Annotated in this window: 9 protein-coding genes and 5 pseudogenes; 3 read left to right on the top strand and 11 right to left on the bottom strand. The window is 67.9% G+C overall.

The window, feature by feature from the left end; translation table 11 throughout:
* Positions 1 to 12: 12 nt before the first annotated feature.
* The 3 genes and pseudogenes from ACHMW8_RS16440 to ligA form a co-directional block, all read right to left on the bottom strand.
* Complete coding sequence (locus tag ACHMW8_RS16440) at positions 13 to 429, bottom strand: DUF2147 domain-containing protein (protein WP_125156574.1); 417 nt, start codon at positions 427 to 429, stop codon at positions 13 to 15.
* A 124-nt stretch (positions 430 to 553) separates the two neighbouring features.
* A complete protein-coding gene (locus ACHMW8_RS16435) occupies positions 554 to 1189 on the bottom strand; it encodes a 3'-5' exonuclease (RefSeq protein WP_395443133.1) in 636 nt (211 codons plus the stop codon).
* A pseudogene (gene ligA, locus ACHMW8_RS16430) lies at positions 1165 to 3517 on the bottom strand (NAD-dependent DNA ligase LigA). Before ligA ends, ACHMW8_RS16435 begins: the two are co-directional and overlap by 25 nt.
* Before the next feature lie 133 nt (positions 3518 to 3650).
* Between ligA and ACHMW8_RS16425 the strand changes: the two are divergent.
* Complete coding sequence (locus ACHMW8_RS16425; protein WP_395443132.1) at positions 3651 to 4766, top strand: acyltransferase family protein; 1116 nt, start codon at positions 3651 to 3653, stop codon at positions 4764 to 4766.
* A 108-nt stretch (positions 4767 to 4874) separates the two neighbouring features.
* On the opposite strand, the gene recN is transcribed toward ACHMW8_RS16425, so the two are convergent.
* The 3 genes and pseudogenes from recN to lpxC form a co-directional block, all read right to left on the bottom strand.
* The gene (gene recN, locus ACHMW8_RS16420; RefSeq protein ID WP_125156570.1) at positions 4875 to 6572 is read right to left on the bottom strand and encodes a DNA repair protein RecN; all 1698 of its coding nucleotides are present in this window, start codon (positions 6570 to 6572) and stop codon (positions 4875 to 4877) included.
* An 83-nt stretch (positions 6573 to 6655) separates the two neighbouring features.
* Positions 6656 to 7584 (bottom strand): annotated as a pseudogene (locus ACHMW8_RS16415) (outer membrane protein assembly factor BamD).
* Between the two features lie 99 nt (positions 7585 to 7683).
* Positions 7684 to 8581 (bottom strand): annotated as a pseudogene (gene lpxC / locus ACHMW8_RS16410) (UDP-3-O-acyl-N-acetylglucosamine deacetylase).
* A gap of 286 nt (positions 8582 to 8867) precedes the next feature.
* Here lpxC and ACHMW8_RS16405 point away from each other — a divergent pair.
* On the top strand, positions 8868 to 10973 hold the full coding sequence (locus tag ACHMW8_RS16405; protein ID WP_395443131.1) for a prolyl oligopeptidase family serine peptidase: 2106 nt from the start codon (positions 8868 to 8870) through the stop codon (positions 10971 to 10973).
* Positions 10974 to 10975: 2 nt separating this feature from the next.
* On the opposite strand, the gene ACHMW8_RS16400 is transcribed toward ACHMW8_RS16405, so the two are convergent.
* Both ACHMW8_RS16400 and ACHMW8_RS16395 read right to left on the bottom strand, forming a co-directional pair.
* Positions 10976 to 11689 (bottom strand): squalene/phytoene synthase family protein, encoded by a 714-nt coding sequence (locus ACHMW8_RS16400; protein ID WP_395443130.1) that lies wholly within the window; start codon positions 11687 to 11689, stop codon positions 10976 to 10978.
* 67 nt (positions 11690 to 11756) lie between these two features.
* Positions 11757 to 12371 (bottom strand): urate hydroxylase PuuD, encoded by a 615-nt coding sequence (locus ACHMW8_RS16395; RefSeq protein ID WP_395443129.1) that lies wholly within the window; start codon positions 12369 to 12371, stop codon positions 11757 to 11759.
* Between the two features lie 130 nt (positions 12372 to 12501).
* Here ACHMW8_RS16395 and ACHMW8_RS16390 point away from each other — a divergent pair, with 130 nt between their 5' ends.
* Positions 12502 to 13209, top strand: a complete 708-nt coding sequence (locus ACHMW8_RS16390; RefSeq protein WP_395443128.1) for a hypothetical protein — start codon at positions 12502 to 12504, stop codon at positions 13207 to 13209.
* On the opposite strand, the pseudogene ACHMW8_RS16385 reads toward ACHMW8_RS16390, so the two are convergent.
* The 3 genes and pseudogenes from ACHMW8_RS16385 to secD all read right to left on the bottom strand — a co-directional run bounded on the left by ACHMW8_RS16385 (position 13206) and on the right by secD (position 16117).
* Positions 13206 to 13560: pseudogene (locus tag ACHMW8_RS16385) on the bottom strand (Mth938-like domain-containing protein). The gene ACHMW8_RS16390 and the pseudogene ACHMW8_RS16385 sit on opposite strands and share 4 nt — an antisense overlap.
* Complete coding sequence (gene secF / locus ACHMW8_RS16380; RefSeq protein ID WP_125156562.1) at positions 13560 to 14507, bottom strand: protein translocase subunit SecF; 948 nt, start codon at positions 14505 to 14507, stop codon at positions 13560 to 13562. The pseudogene ACHMW8_RS16385 and the gene secF overlap by 1 nt, the downstream one beginning before the upstream one ends.
* Positions 14508 to 14518: 11 nt before the next feature.
* Positions 14519 to 16117 (bottom strand): annotated as a pseudogene (secD, locus tag ACHMW8_RS16375) (protein translocase subunit SecD).
* Positions 16118 to 16142: the final 25 nt, after the last annotated feature.

Genomic DNA, 16142 nt, shown 5'->3' with positions numbered 1-16142 from the left:
CGCGCGCGACGCCTACTTCAACCGCGTCCACCGCTGCGTCTTGCACAGCGGGGCGACGATGCAGCCCTTCAGTTTCAGCTCGTTGTCGCTGAGCAGTTCGATCGTGCCCGAATAGGTGCCGCCGTCGTCCGGATTATAGACCTTGCCGCCGGTCCATTTGGTCGGGCCGCCGGTGAAGTCGTACAGCATCTGCAGGTTCTTCAGGGGACGGCCGCGCTGGGAATCGTCCTTGTTCTTGGCGTCCTTCTGGGCCGGGTTGGCCTTGATGTGGTCGGACGTGATCAGCTTGCCGCACAGGCTGTTGCCGCAGCGGGCGATCTCGACCTGGCCGCCGTTGGTCGGCGTCTGCCAGACCCCGGTGACGTCGGCCGCGAAGGCCGAGCCGGCCGTAACGGCCATGGCGGCGGCGAGCAGGATAGTGCGCAGCATTCGGTACTCCCAATAAGTTCACGCATTCGAATGCGTGTTTGAACCCATTCGTTGCGTGATCCGCCCAGTGAGGACAAGGCCGAAGGCGAAAAGGAGGCGGGAATTGCGGTTGCGGCGATGCGCCTCAGCCGTGGACCCGCGCCCGTCGGAGGCTGACCGCGCCCTTGGGCGGCGTATAGCCGTCGTGGCTCAACCGACCGAGGGTCATGCCCAGGCGTCCCGGAAGGTCGCGAACATGCGTCACGCCATTCAAGCTCGCCGCCGCCAGCGCCACGCGCCCGCAGGCATAGGCGTCGGCCGCCGCGTCGTGGTGGGCGAAGTCGACGCCCAGGTGGCCGCAGACCACGTTTAGCTTGTGCGACGACAGCTCCGGCCAGACGCCGCGCGCCACCTGCACCGTGCATAGATAGTCGAAGCTGGGCGGCCGCACGTCATAGTGCTCGCAGGTCCGACGGATCACACTGACGTCGAACGAGGCGTTGTGGGCCAAGACCAGCGCGCCATCCAGCTCGGGGCGCAGCCGCTCCAGCACGTCCGGCCACTCGTCGGCGTCCGCGACCTGTTGAGGCCCGATGCCGTGAAAGGCGATGTTGAACCGCGCGAAGCGATTGCCGGGCGGACGGATATAGTGGTGCTCGATCCGCGCCACCTGGCCATCCTCGATCCAGGCCAGGCCGATCGAGCACGGGCTGGCGCGCTGCTCGTTGGCGGTCTCGAAGTCCAGCGCGATGACCTTCATGCGCCGACCATCGCCAGCCACTCGTCCTCGGTCATCACCTGGATGCCCAGCTCGGTGGCCGTCTTCAGCTTCGAGCCCGCGCCCGGACCGGCCACGACCAGGTCGGTCTTCTTCGACACCGAAGAGGCCACCTTGGCGCCGAGGCTTTCAGCCTGAGCCTTGGCCTCGTCGCGGGTCATCTTCTCGAGAGCCCCCGTGAAGACGATGGTCTTGCCGGCCACGGCAGTGTCGGTCTGGGGCTTGGCGACCGGCTTGATGTCCAGTTCGGCGACGAGATTGGCGACCTTGGCGCGATTGTGTTCCTCGGCGAAGAACCGGGCCAGCGACTGGGCCGCCACCGGACCGACGCCGTCGATGGCGGCCAGGTGCAGATAGTCCTCGCCCGGGGCGCCCGAGGCGGCGGCGGCCAGCCCTTGGGCGAAGGCGTCCCAGGTCCCATACCGCTGGGCCAGGGCCGCGCGGGCCGGCTTGGTCAGCCTGGGCACGGCGTGGCCGATCTTGATCTCCAGGTCGTCGGTCTGGGGCCAGGGGTCGGCGACCAGGCCGCCCTTCCCCGCCTCGACCAGCAGGTCCAGCGCCTTGGGGCCGACGCCCTGGGCCGTGGAAAGCTCCAGATAGGTCTCGCCGGGCAGGCCCTTGGCGGCGGCCTCGGCGGCGGCTCGCAGGTCCTCGAAGCGGTCGAAGTTGCGGGCCAGGACGGTTCGAGGTCGTCTCGCCGATGTCGCGCGCGCCCAGGCCGTAGATCATCCGGTCCATGCCGATCGTGCGGCGGGCCTCGATCCCTCGCACGAGGTTGTTCACCGAGGTCTCCCCATAGCCCTCGCGCTCGCGCAGCGCCGCCAGCTTTTCCTCGTCCTTTGCCAGCTTGAAGATGTCGGCCGGCTCGGTGATCCAGCCCTCGTCGAAAAAGGCCTGCAGCTGCTTTTCGCCCAGGCCCTCGATGTCGAAGGCGCGGCGCGACACGAAGTGGCGCAGATGCTCGACCCGCTGGAACGGACAGGCGAACTCGCCGGTGCAGCGGCGCACCACCGATTCCTGGCCCGAGGCCGTGACCTCGCGGGCCAGCGGCGTTTGCAGCGGACACGGGCAGACTTGGGGGAATTCGTAAGGCGCGGGCGCCGGATCGGGCCGTGCATCCAGGGCTACCTCGACGATCTGGGGGATCACGTCACCGGCCCGCTGGATCACCACGGTATCGCCGAGGCGGACGTCCAGGCGGGCGATCTCGTCGGCGTTGTGCAGGGTGGCGTTGGTCACCGAGACGCCGCCGACCGTCACCGGCTTGAGCCGCGCCACCGGCGTGATGGCGCCGGTCCGGCCGACCTGCAGGTCGATGGCTTCCAGGATCGTGCGGGCGCGCTGGGCGGGGAACTTGCGGGCGATGGCCCAGCGCGGCGAGCGCGACACGAAGCCCAGGCGGCGTTGCTGGTCCAGGTCGTCGACCTTGTAGACGACCCCGTCGATGTCAAAGCCCAGCGTGGGCCGCAGCGTCTCGAACTGGGCGTAGACCTCCAGCAGGCCCTGGGCGTTCTCGACCCGCCTGGCCGGCGGGGCCGTGGTGACGAAACCCCACTCGGCGAGCTTCTCCAGCGCCCCCCACTGGCTGTCGGCGAACGGCTCGGACACCAGGCCCCAGGCATAGCCGAAGAAGCGCAGCGGCCGCTGGGCGCTGATCTTCGGATCGATCTGGCGTAGCGAGCCGGCGGCGAAGTTGCGCGGATTGGCGTAGGTGCGCTGGCCGGCCTCCTCGGCGGCCTGGTTGAAGGCGGCGAAGGCCTCCAGCTCGACATAGACCTCGCCGCGCACCTCGATCACGTCGGGCCAGCCCGAGCCCTTCAGGCGGTGAGGGATGTCGGCGATGGTGCGCAGGTTGGCGGTGACGTCCTCGCCCACCCGGCCATCGCCGCGCGTCGCGCCCTGGACCAGCACGCCCTTCTCGTAGCGCAGCGAGGCCGACAGGCCGTCGATCTTGGGCTCGGCCGTATAGGCGACGGTCTCGGACGGCGACAGGCGCAGGAACCGCCGGATCCGGGCGTCGAACTCGATCGCCTCGTCGTTGGAAAAGGCGTTGTCCAGGCTGAGCATCGGCACGCCGTGCTCGACCGGGGCGAACTGCTCGGCCCGCGCCGCGCCAACCCGCATGGACGGGGAGTTGTCGCGAACCAGGTGCGGAAAGCGGGTCTCGATATCGAGGTTGCGGCGCTTGAGGGCGTCGTACTCGGCGTCGCTGATCGTGGGCGCGTCCTGCTGGTGATAGGCGATGTCGTGCGCGGTCAGCTGGTCGGCCAGGCGCTCCAGTTCCTCGACGGCCTGGGCTTCGGTGAGGTCGGCGACGGGGATGAGGGACACAGCGGCGAATCCGAAAGACGGGAAGTTCCGGCAGGTTAGCAACGCCGTCCTGACGGGGGGAGTCAGCGATGTGATCGCCTGTCAGGGGAAAACTGGCCCGGCCCTTGCGCGGCAAGGCTTGAAGGAGCCCTCGATGTTCAAAGCCGGCACAAATAACGCTCTGCCCGTCCTGTCGCGGGACGGTCCGCTGGACGCCCTGCGGTTCCTGGCGGCGCTGTTCATCGTGCTCTATCACGTGGCCGAGCGCGCGCCGGTGTCGCTGTTCAGTCTGTCGCCGGCCTTCGGGCGCGGCTATCTGGCCACCGACTTCTTCCTGATGCTGTCGGGCTATGTGCTGGCTCGGACCTATGGCCCCCGCGTCCAGGGCTCGGACGTCGACACCCTGACCTTCCTGAAGCGGCGCGTGCAGCGCATCTGGCCGCCCCATCTGGTGATGCTGGCTCTGTTCGTCGCGTTCTTCGTTGGAACCTCGGCGATCGGCCTGGCGCCGCAGAACCCGCAGTGGTTCCAGTGGGACCAATTGCTGCCGCAGGTCTTCCTGGTCCAGGCGTGGTTCGTCCCTGGGAACTCCGGCTGGAACATGCCGACCTGGACCCTGTCGGCACTGATTGCGGCCTACGCCCTGTTCCCGATGGCGTGGCGGCGCGTGGCGGCGACGCGGCGGCCGCTGGCCCTGCTGATCCTCGGAGTCTGCGCCTATGTCGCCATCGACCAGGCCGCCCTGATGGCCTTCGACATCCCCGGCTACCAGCTGCCGCTGCGCTTCGGCCTGATCCGGGGCGTGCCGCTGTTCATGATCGGCCTGCTGGTCGCCCGCCTGCCGGTGACGACCCTGGCGCGCCGCCAGGCCCTGCCGCTGGCCGTGGCGACCCTGACGGCCGTGATCGGCATCCAGGCCCTGGGCCGGTTCGACTATTTCAGCCTGGCCCTGCTGGGCTTCCTGATCTACGCGGCCGGCGCCTCCAAGCCCCGGGCCTGGCGCTGGGCCGGCGCGGCTGGGAAACTGTCGTTCTCGCTGTTTCTGACCAACACCCTGACGGCCGCCGTCTGGTTCGGCGTCGCGCGGATGGTGGAGAGCAAGCTGGGCCTGCCCGCGGCGGCGGCCTGGGCGCTGTGGGCGTTGGCCATCCCGGCGACGATCGTCGTGGCGTGGATGTTCGAGCGGGTGGTGGATGCGCCGTTGCAGCGTTGGATGAAGGGGCGGTCGGCCGCCCAGCGCGTTCCGACCAGCGCTCCTGCGACAGCCTAGAGCCTGTCCGCTTTTGATGGAAACATCAGAAGCGGATAAACAGGCTCTATTTCAAACATTTGGAGCGTGGCAGACGCCGAAACCGCTCACACTTTCGGCTGCCACGCTCTAGGCCATCAGGGCCCGCGCCGCCGCGCGCGCGGCTTCCGTCACCTCGGCACCCGACAGCATACGCGCGATCTCTTCCTCGCGCTCGGACGGGCCGAGCGGTTCGACCTTGGTGCGGGTCGAGGTGTCGTCGCCCGATTTCGAGATCCGCCAGTGGGCGTCGCCCCGCGCGGCGACCTGGGCCGAGTGGGTGACGACCAGAACCTGGGCGTTCGAGGCCAGGCGCTTCAGGCGCAAGCCGACCGCGTCGGCCACGGCCCCGCCGACGCCTTGATCCACCTCGTCGAAGATCATCAGCGGTTGCGGGCCGCCGCCGCGTCCCGCCAACGCCGCCTTCAGGGCCAGAGCGAAGCGCGCAAGCTCGCCGCCAGAGGCGATGGCCTCCATCGGACCGAAAGGCGCGCCGGGGTTGGTCGAGATCTCGAAAGCGATGCGGTCCAGGCCCGTCGGGCCGGCGCGATCCTCGGCCAGCGGCTCGACGGCGACGCGGAACCGGGCCTTCTCCAGCTTCAGCGGGGCCAGTTCGGCCTCGACGGCCTTGGCCAAGGCGTCGCCGGCGGCGCGGCGCTCGGTCGACAGGGCCTCGGCGGCGAACAGATAGGCCTCGCGGGCCTCGGCGGCTTCCTTGTCGGCGGCCTTCAGGGCCTCCTCGGAGGTCTCGATGGCCTGCAGCCGCGCGGCGAACTCGGCGCGCTTGGCCGGCAGGTCCTCGACCAGGACATTGAGCTTGCGGGCCATGCCGCGCAGAGCGAACAGGCGCTCCTCGGCCTTCTCCAGGCGATCGGGCTCGAACTCGAAGCTCTCGGCGACCGAGTCGATGGCGGCGCTGGCCTCCTGGGCCTCGACCAGGGCGCGGTCGACGGCCTCGCAGGCGGCCGAGAGCCGGGTCATGGCCGCGCCATCAGCCGGAGCGCCGGCCTGCAGGGCGCGCTCGCGGGCCCGCTCCAAGGCCCGATAGGCCTGGGCAAGCTTGCCGGACAAGGCGTCGCCGCCCAGGGCGTCCTGGGCCGAAGCGATGTCGATCATGGCCTTCTCGGCCGAACTCAGCAGGGCCCGCTCCTCGGCCAGCGCCTCCTCCTCTCCCTCGCGGGGATCGAGACGGTCCAGTTCGGAGAGGCGGAGGGTCAGTTCCTCGGTCTCGGCGGCGGCGCGTCCAGCGAGGTCGCGCAACTCGGCGGCCGCCTCGCGGGCGGCGCGCCAGGCGCTCCAGGCCGAGCCGACGGCGCCGATCGACACGCCGCCGAACGCGTCCAGCAGGCCGCGATGGGTCTTGGGATCCAGGAGGCCGACGGTCTCGTGCTGTCCGTGAACCTCCAGCAGCAGCGCGCCCAGGTCCTTCAGCACCCCGACGCTGGTGGCCTGGTCATTGACGAAGGCCCGGGAGCGCCCGTCGGGCGACAGCTGCCGGCGCAGGACCAGATCCTCGTCGCGGGCGTAGGCCAGACCCTTGTCGTCGAGATAGGCGAAGGCGGGGTGGTCGGCCGGCAGGGCGAACATCGCCGTGGCCGAGGCGTGACCCGCGGCCCCTCGGCGCACCAGTCCCGCGTCGGCGCGCGCGCCGGTGGCCAGGCCCAGGGCGTCGAGAATGATCGACTTCCCCGCCCCGGTCTCGCCGGTCAGCGCGGTCAGGCCCTCGCCAATGGCCAGGTCCAGGCTCTCGATGAGCACGACGTCACGGATGGAGAGGCCGATCAGCATGACGCGCAAGATCGCCGGGAATCAGGATTTTTCAAAGCGCAAAGGTAGAACGAAACGAGACCAGGCGTCTGGTCCCGTCGCTTCTACATGCCCAGAACGCCCATCAGGCCCTTCTTGGACTTCTTTTCGCCCGGGGCGCCAGGGTGGTGTCCTTGTCCTTCGACAGGACTCGCTCCAGGGCGTTGCGCTTGGCGCCGGCCTTCAGCGGCTCGACGGCGGGGCGCAGGCCATTGTCGTTGAGCAGCTTGTAGGCGTCTGCGTACCAGCGGTCGCCCGGGAAGTTATAGCCCAGGACCGCGCCATTACGCTTGGCTTCCTCGCTCAGGCCGATGGTCAGATAGGCCTCGACCAGGCGGTAGAGCGCTTCAGGCGTGTGCGAGGTGGTCTGGTGCTTTTCGATGACCGTCTTGAAGCGGCCGATGGCGGCCAGGGTCTGGCCGTTCTTCAGGTAGTAGCGACCGATGGCCATTTCCTTGCCGGCCAACTGGTCGTTGACCATGTCGATCTTCAGGCGGGCGTCCTGGGCGTACTCGGTGGTCGGATAGCGCTGGACGACGTCGCGCAGCGCGGCCAGGGCCTGCTCGGTGGCGGCCTGATCGCGGTTCACGTCGACGATCTGCTCGAAATAGCAGATGGCCTTCAGATAGTAGGCGTATTGGGCCGACGGATTGCCAGGATACAGCGAGATGAAGCGGTCCGAGTCGCCGATGGCGTCGGCGTACTGGTTACCCATGTAGTGGGCGTAGCCGGTCATCAGAATTGAACGACGCGACCATTCCGAATACGGGTGCTGGCGCTCGACCTCGCGGAAATAGTCGACGGCTTCGTTCCAGTTGCCGCGGTCCAGGCGGTTCGCGCCCGTGGCGTAGAGCAGCTCGACCGGGCGCTCTTCGTAGGCGAGGGTCGGCTTCTTGGCCTTGCCCGCGCAGCCCGCCACCGAAACGGCGACAAGCATTGCGGCGATCGTGACGGCCGAACGTCCCTTGAAATTACGAAGCACGGAGTCTCTCACCCTCGAAGCAAACGCGCGCCCCAGCGCCGTGCAAGGCTTCTACACCACGCCGTCAAAGGCGCAAATGCGAACGCCGAGCCCGACTCCCGGAGACGCTATCTAGACCGCTTCGGCCAGTTCCGACGCGAGGGCGCGTAGGCGCCAGGCGCGCGGCTGGTTAAGCAACGCCCTAACCACGGCGTTATTGAGGCCGTGGCCGGCCAGAACGCCTTCGAAGCGGCCCAGGAGCGGCTTGCCCAGCACATAGAGGTCGCCGATGGCGTCCAGCGCCTTGTGGCGCACGAATTCATCCGGACGGCGCAGGCCTTCGGGGTTCAGCACGCGGTCGCCGTCGATCACCACGGCGTTCTCCATCGACCCGCCACGGGCCAGGCCGATGGCGCGCAGCGCCTCGACGTCGCGGACGAAACCGAAGGTGCGGCAGTCGGAGAGCTCGGCGCGGAACGAGTTCTTCGTCGACGACCAGATCAACGGCCTGACGACCGATGGCCCGCGAGCCGAAGGCGATCTCGAAGGCGACCTCGAAGCGGTCCGACGGCAGCAGGCAGGCGCGCTTGTCGCCGTCCTCCACCGTGATCGGGGCCAGGATCTCGATATATTGGCGGACGGCTTCCTGCTTGCGGCGGCCGGCGCGGTCCAGGATCTGGATGAAGGGCTCGGACGAGCCGTCCATGATCGGCACTTCCGGACCGTCCAGCTCGACGACGCAATTGTCGATCGACAGGGCCGCCAGGGCCGCCATCAGGTGCTCGATGGTCGAGACGCGGACGTCGTCGCCATTGCCGATCACCGTACCGAGCTGGGTCTGGCAGACCGCCTGGGCGGTCACGGGGACGCGGTTGTCGCGGTTCTGCACATCGGTCCGCACGAAGACGATCCCCGTGTCGGGGGCCGACGGACGCACCGAAACGCGCACGTGCGCGCCCGTGTGCAGGCCGATCCCCGCGAAGATCACCGGTCCTGCGACCGTGTGCTGAAAATAACCCGAAGCCGACACTAGAGACACCTTATCGTTCGACGGACGACTCTGCGGTCGTCCTTTCGCCCCAGCTTCCATCTAGGAAGGATGCTGCGTCGCGGCAAAGCAAAGTCTGTTTCGGATTGTTACGCGCTAAACGACTGACTTGATTACAGATTTGTCACAGAGACGCAGGCGCGGAAACAGACCGTCGGTCGACGATCCGTGCTCGGGAATCTTGATCCCGGGCTCCCCTAGCGGCTCGGCGAAACCAGGACTACGCTCCGCCGCCAAAGCGATAACCGTTTCCGGGAATTTCGGTTTCATGATCAAGAGCTTGCGTCTCGTCGCCCCCATGGCCGCTTCCGCGGCGGTCCTCGCCATCGCCCTCGCGGGGACGGCCCAAGCGCAGGCGCCCGCCAAGTCGCGCGTCTTCACCGCCAAGGACATGGCGAGCCTGGATCGCCTGTCGGATCCGCGCGTCTCGCCCGATGGCCGCTACGTGCTCTATACGGTGCGGACCATGGATTATCCGGCCAACAAGGCCGCGATGTCGCTGTGGGTCGCCGACCTGAAGGCCAGGATGGCGCCGCGTCGGCTGAAGATCTCCGACGGCGGGGCGTCCAGCGGCCGCTGGAGCGCCGACGGCAAGACCATCTACTTCTCGTCCAGCCGCGCCGGCGGGACCGAGCAGGTGTTCAAGACCGACGTCATGGGCGAGACCGCGACCCAGGTGACCGCCGCGCCGTTCGACGTCCAGGCCTTCAAGGTCGCCCCGGACGGCAAGACCATCGTCGTGGGCCTGGCCGTGTTCCCCGACTGCGCCGACTTCGCCTGCACCGAGGGCAGGCTGGCCGCCAAGACCGCGACCAAGGCGACGGGGGTGGTCTATGATCGCCTGTTCGTCCGCCACTGGGATACCTGGAACGACGGGACCAAGAACCACCTCTTCGCCTGGCCGCTCGACGCCAACGGCGTGGCGACCGGCCAGCCGATCGACCTGATGAAGGGCTTCGACGGCGATACGCCCACCAAGCCCTATGGCGACGACGCCGACTTCACGATCACGCCGGACAGCAAGGGCGTGGTCTTCTCGGCCAAGGTCGCAGGCAAGGACGAGGCCTGGACCACCAACTACGACGTCTGGAGCGCGCCGCTGGACGGTTCGGCCAGGCTCCAGAACCTCACGGCCGGCAACAAGGCCTGGGACACCGCCCCGGTGTTCTCGCCCGACGGCAAGCAGGCCGCCTATCGCGCCATGAAGCGCCCCGGCTTCGAGGCCGACCGGTTCGGGATCATCGTCCGCGACATGGCCACCGGCCAGGAACGCGAACTGGCCCCGACCTGGGACCGCTCGGCCGATTCGATCGCCTGGAGCCGTGACGGCAAGACGATCTACGCCACAGCGCTGGACGTCGGTCAGGGCAAGCTGTTCGCCATCGACGTCAAGACCGGCAAGGTCGCCGCCCTGACCGGCGAGGGCCACGTCACCGCTTTCGACGTCGGCCCCGGTGGGCTCGTTTACGCTTCCGACTCGCTGAAGAGCCCCTCGGAGCTGTTCATGACCCTGCCGAAAGGGCCGCCGGCGCGCGTGGCCAGCGTCAGCGACGAGGCCCTGAAGGACGTCGCCTGGGGCGAGCCCGAACAGTTCAGCTTCAAGGGCTGGAACGATGAGACCGTGCACGGCTTCATCGTGAAGCCGGCCAACTTCGATCCGGCCAAGAAGTATCCCGTGGCCTTCCTGATCCACGGCGGCCCGCAGGGCTCGTTCAGCAACAGCTGGTCCTATCGCTGGAACCCGCAGATCTACGCCAACGCCGGCTACGCCGTGGTCATGGTCGATTTCCATGGCTCGACCGGCTACGGCCAAGCCTTCACCGACGCGATCAGCCAGCACTGGGGCGACCGTCCGCTGGAGGACCTGCAAAAGGGTTGGGCCTTCGCCACCCAGAAGTACGGCTTCCTGGACTCCGACCGCGCCTGCGCCCTGGGCGCCTCCTACGGCGGCTACATGGTCAACTGGATCGCCGGCAACTGGAACGCGCCCTGGAAGTGCCTCGTGGACCACGACGGCGTCTTCGACACCCGCGCCATGGGCTTCGCGACCGAGGAGCTGTGGTTCACCGAGTGGGAGAACGGCGGGACGCCCTGGCAGCCCGGAACGACCTACGAGACCTTCAACCCCGCCCTGCACGTCGACAAGTGGGTCAAGCCGCAGCTGGTGGTGCAGGGACAGCTCGACTACCGCATTCCCGTCGAGCAGGGCCTGGCGACGTTCAGCGCCCTGCAGCGCAAGGGCGTGCCCAGCAAGCTGCTGTACTTCCCGAACGAGAACCACTGGGTGCTGAAGGCCCAGAACTCGGTGCAGTGGCACAAGGAGGTGCTGGACTGGCTGGACCAGTGGACGGGGAATACCCGGCCCGGCAAGTAGGTCTAGAGACGGCCCGTCGCCACCGCGAAGGTGAGACGGGCCTTCCTTTCGAGATCACTCATCTCGCGGCCCTTCAGGTGGGGTCGCGCCAGCGCCGCCGGGGCCACCGCCGGGAAGGCCGCAACGGGCAGGCCCCTCACCTCGCCCCGCGCCGCCTTCAGTTGCGCCTCGACGCGCCCGACCACGTCCTCACGCGTCCACGCCTCAGGCAGACGCGACCGCCCAGCCTGTTTCAGCCGCCACAGACCTGTGAGGCCGAACGCCCGCGCCGCGCCCTTGACGGCGTGCGGATCGGCGCTCGCATCCAGCCGCCGCGCCGCCAGCACCGCCAACGCGCCGGCCGTGGCGTCGACATAGGCCAGAACGGCGGCCTCGTCCTTCAGAGGACCTTCGTCCAGATCGGTGAAGCGCGCCTCGGCCAGTGTCGCGAGCGCGTTCGGGTCGAACCGGGACGCGGCCAGGGCCTCGACATTGGGATGCTTGCGCGGCGGCTTGCCGGCGGCGATCTCCTCCATCGCCTCGCGCCACCAGGTGATGCGGATCTCGCCCATCAGGGCGTTGGAGACGCCGCCCGCCACCCGGGCCAGCTCGTAGTTCAGGCCGAAGAGCGCGATAACGTCGGCCCGCGCGGCCAGGTCGCCGATGAACCGGCTGGCCAGCCAGCGGTCGGGATCGACGCGGCGGACGAGATCGTCGAGGGTTTCGGTGTCGGCCATGGTCTCAAAACGAAGAAGGACCCGCCGAGCTGGCGGGCCCTCCCCTTACAGCGTGTCGCCTCGGGCGTCAGCCGAAGACGGTCTGGTTCATCGCCATGGTCGCCAGCATCGGCAGGCTGAGCAGCGTGTTGGTGCGGGAGAACAGCATGGCCAGCTTGGCGGCCTTGGCCTTGGCGTCCGCGTCGGCCTCGACCATGCCCAGCGCGATCTTCTGGTTCGGCCAGATGAAGACCCAGACGTTGAAGAACATCACCGTACCCAGCCACATCCCGGTGCCGATGAAAGTGTACTGCATGTCCACGCCGGGCGTGTAGCCGCCGGCCAGGCCCAGGGTCGCCGCTTCCAGCAGGTAGCCGCGGCTGAAAGCCAGGATCACGCCCATCACCCAGGTGAACAGCGCCGCCCAGCGGAACCAGAACAGCGCCTCGGGCGCGATGTACTTGCTGACCGCCGGCTTCAGCTCGGCCGGGATCTGCGGCATCACGCGGATCTGCACGAAGTTGAAGTAGTACAGCAGCCCGATCCACAGGATGCCGAACATCACGTGCAGCCAGCGGAAGACGGCCTGCAGGAAGATCGCGCCATGCCCGTCGGGACCGTGCGCGTAGCCGATCACGATCACCAAGGCCAGCACGAAGCTGACGATCATGGTGTTGCGGAAGTTGGAAAGCAGCCCGGACATCGTTTCCCCCAAGTCCTTCTGAAAGCTTGGCCCGGACCATAGGACCGTTTTCGGGAGTCGGCAAAGTCGCCGCTAGGGTGCCGTTAAGGCGAATGCCGTAACCTCAAGTTGCGCCAAAGCGAGATCCGCCATGCAAGTGTCGTCCGTCGCCCAGCCCCTCTCCCCGCCGCCCGCCAGCGGTGGCGGCGTCGTCGCCGTGGTTCTGCGCCAGTCCACGATCCTAGCCGACGGCTCCGGCGCCTCGGATGACCAGAAGATCGACGCCTATGTCGCCATCGGCAAGGCGCTGTACGCCTCGGACCAGGGGCGGGCCGACTGGTTCAAGTCCAGCACCCAGGCCGATCGCGACGCGCTGAACGCCGCCTGGAACAACTCGACCATAGCCAAGCAAATCCGCCAGGCCGCCGATGACTTCAACGCCCGGGGTATGCGCACGCCGCGCGAAGGCAACGTGATGGCCGACCAGATCGTCGCCCTGAACCGGATGTCGCCCCAGCAGCAGAAGATGATCTTCGCCGGGACGGCCAGCCTTGAGCAGACCGGGACCCTGGAGAGCTGGAAGGCCTTCCTCCAAACCAATGCCGATGGACGCGAGCAACAGCTGGCGGAGGAGAAGGCTGAAAAGGCCGAGAAGACCGGCAAGGACGCGGCTGTGCAGGTCTCGTTGTCGGACGACGCCAAGGCCGCCCTGGACACCCTGACCGACGAGAACCGCGTCGCCGGCGTCGCCGAGGCGGCCCTGGGCATGCTGCGAAAGGCGGCCGAGGAACGCGCCGAAGCCAAGGCGAAGAAGGATCGCGCCGAAGAACCCGGCGCGACCGTCGACCAGACAGCCTAGACCGCGATCAGCGCCGCCGCCAGCCGCCGGCCTTCGCTGGCCAGGACGTTGTAGGTGCGCGCCGCCGCCTCGGTGCTCATGAACTCGAGACCCACGCCCGCCGCCTTCAGGGCGTCGCGGACGGGACGCGGCGGCAGGGCGTTGTTGAGGCCCGTGCCCAGCAAAACGAACTCCACCGCCCCGCCGGCGGCGAACACCTCGGCGAAGGCCTCGGGGGTCAGCGCGGCCAGGGACGTGGCGGACCAGTCGCGGGGCTGATCGTTCGAGGATCAGCAGCGAGCCGGGCCGCCAGTCGCCGGAGACCCGGAAGCCGCCGCCGCCCCAGGCGTCGATGGACGGCGGCTGACGCATCAGGGACGCGAGGCCGCGCCGAGCTTGATCGGCGTGGCTTCGTCGTCGTTCCGCTTCACGCCCCAGATCAGGATCATCGGCAGGGCGATATAGATCGACGAATAGGTGCCGATGACGATGCCGAAGATCATGGTGAACACCAGCGGGAACAGCACCGGGCCGCCGAACGCCATCGTGCCGCCCAGGGCCAGCAAGGCCGTGGTGCCGGTGATGATCGTCCGCGACAGACGCTCGTTTTCCGACAGGTCGATGATGTCGCGCAGCGGCGTGGTGCGGTACTTGCGCAGGTTTTCCTTCAGACGGTCGAAGGTGATGACCTTTTCGTTCATCGAGTAGCCGATGACCGTCAGCAGGGCCGCGATCTCGGTCATCGAGAACTCGATGCCGCAGACCGACAGCAGGCCCAGGGTCAGGACGATGTCGTGGATCACGGCCACGACGGCGCCCGTGCCATACGACAGGCCGAAGCGGAACCAGATGTAGCCCAGCGTCAGCAGCAGGGCGACGCCCAGGGCCTTGAAGCCGGACATCAGCAGTTCGCCCGAGACCTTGGCGCCCACTTCGGAGCGGCTGGTCACCTTCAGGTCGGGGAAGCGCTTGATCAGCTCCGCCTCGACGTTCTTGGACGCGTCGCTGGGCTTTTCGCCCTCGGCCGGCAGGAACTTGACCATGGCCGAGTTCGGCGAACCGAAACCCTGGACCTGGCCGTCATGGGCGCCGATCTGGTCCAGCGCCGTGCGCAGCTGGGCCAGGGGGACCGGGCGCGACATCTGCACCTCCAGGGCGACGCCGCCCTTGAAGTCGATGCCCAGGTTCAGGCCCTGGAAGATCAGCAGGCCGATCGAGGCGACGATCAGGATCGCCGAGATGACGGCCGCGACCGGCGCCCAGCGAACGAAGCGGAAGTGGGTCGAACGCGGGATATAGCGAATGAGGGGCCAACGCATGGTCGGATCTCCTATGCGATCGGCAGCTTCTTCGGCTTGGTGGCCTTGAACCACCAGCCGATGAGCACTTGGGTGATGAAGATGGCGGTGAACAGCGACGTGAACACGCCGATCACCAGGGTCCAGGCGAAGCCCTTCACCGGGCCCGAACCGAAGCTGAACATGATCAGGCCCGAGATCAGGCTGGTGATGTTGGCGTCCAGGATCGAGGTCAGGGCCAGCTTGTAGCCGTGGTCGGCCGCGGCCATGGGCGTTCGCCCGGCGTTGGCCTCGTCGCGCATGCGCTCGTAGATCAGCACATTGGCGTCGACGGCGACGGCCAGGGTCAAGATAAGGCCGGCGATGCCCGGGAAGGTCAGGGTCGCCTGGGTCATCGACATGATGCCGACGATCAGCAGGACGTTGACCACCAGGGCGATGGCCGCGAAGCCGCCGAACAGGCCATAGGCCAGGATCACGAACACGAACATCGACACCGCGCCGATGGCCAGCGAGATCGAGCCGGCCTTGACAGCGTCGGCGCCGAGCTCGGCGGTCACGGTGCGCTGGTCTTCGATGTTCAGGGGGGGCCGGCAAAGCGCCCGAGCGCAGCAGCAGCGAGAGCTCGTTGGCGCTCTCGGCGGTGAAGCTGCCGGTGATGATGCCGCTGCCGCTGGTGATCGGATCGTTGATCACCGGGGCCGAGATCACCTTTTTGTCCAGGACGATCGCGAACCGCTTGCCAGGGTTTCGCAGGGTGATGTCGCCAAACTTCTTGGCGCCGGAACCGTTGAAAGCAAAGCCGACGGCCGGCCGGCCATTCTGGTCGAAGGTTTGCGACGCATTGGTCAGTTCATCGCCCGAGACGATGGCGCGCTTCTTGACCACGTAGTACGGCGCGTAGCGGTCTTCGCTCTGCAGCAATTCCGAGCCTGCGGGCAGACGGCCGGCCTGGACGTCCTCGGGCGTGACCGTCTCGTCGACCATCTGGAAGGTCAGCTTGGCGGTCTTGCCGATGACGGCGCGCAGCCGTTCGGGATCGCTCTCGCCAGCCGCCTGGATCATGATCCGGTTGGTGCCCTGGCGGTTGATCGAGGGCTCCTTGGTGCCCAGGCTGTCGATACGGCGACGGATCGTCTCGATCGACTGGTCGACGGCCTTGGCGGCGTCGGCGCGCTGGGCTTCCGGCACGAAGGTGACTTCGATGCGGTTGTCGCCCTTGCCCGCGACGGCGACATCCTTGCCGCCGATGACGCCGGCCAGCGGCGCCCGAGGTTCTTGCGCAGCAGGTTCAGGGCGGCCTCGTAACGTGAGGGGTCGCCGATGCGGACGCTGATCACCTCGCCCTGCTGGGCCAGTTCGCCGAACGGGATCTGCTCGCTCCGCAGCTGGGTGCGGGTGTCTTCCATCAGGTCGGACAGACGCTCGCGGTGCAGCGCGTCGGTGTCGACCTCATAGAGCAGATACGAGCCGCCTTGCAGGTCGAGGCCGAGGTTCAGCTTCTGGTGCGGCAGCCAGCCGGGCATGGCGTCCAACGTCTTCTGCGGCAGGACGTTGGGCAGGGAGAACAGGATGCCGAAGATCACCGACAAGGTGACGGCGATGATCTTCCAGCGGGAGAGGGTCAGCATGGATCAGTGACTTTCAGGCGACGTC

This window comes from Caulobacter sp. UC70_42, assembly GCF_044056025.1.
Taxonomy (GTDB): domain Bacteria; phylum Pseudomonadota; class Alphaproteobacteria; order Caulobacterales; family Caulobacteraceae; genus Caulobacter.
This window is presented reverse-complemented; position numbering and strand designations above follow the sequence as displayed.

What these genes read in the sequence shown, in the direction of transcription:
- ACHMW8_RS16440 (WP_125156574.1), bottom strand. Translation starts at nt 429, where the DNA reads ATGCTGCGCACTATCCTGCTCGCCGCCGCCATGGCCGTTACGGCCGGC.
- ACHMW8_RS16425 (WP_395443132.1), top strand. Translation starts at nt 3,651, where the DNA reads ATGTTCAAAGCCGGCACAAATAACGCTCTGCCCGTCCTGTCGCGGGAC.
- recN (WP_125156570.1), bottom strand. Translation starts at nt 6,572, where the DNA reads ATGCTGATCGGCCTCTCCATCCGTGACGTCGTGCTCATCGAGAGCCTG.
- ACHMW8_RS16405 (WP_395443131.1), top strand. Translation starts at nt 8,868, where the DNA reads ATGATCAAGAGCTTGCGTCTCGTCGCCCCCATGGCCGCTTCCGCGGCG.
- ACHMW8_RS16400 (WP_395443130.1), bottom strand. Translation starts at nt 11,689, where the DNA reads ATGGCCGACACCGAAACCCTCGACGATCTCGTCCGCCGCGTCGATCCC.
- ACHMW8_RS16395 (WP_395443129.1), bottom strand. Translation starts at nt 12,371, where the DNA reads ATGTCCGGGCTGCTTTCCAACTTCCGCAACACCATGATCGTCAGCTTC.
- ACHMW8_RS16390 (WP_395443128.1), top strand. Translation starts at nt 12,502, where the DNA reads ATGCAAGTGTCGTCCGTCGCCCAGCCCCTCTCCCCGCCGCCCGCCAGC.
- secF (WP_125156562.1), bottom strand. Translation starts at nt 14,507, where the DNA reads ATGCGTTGGCCCCTCATTCGCTATATCCCGCGTTCGACCCACTTCCGC.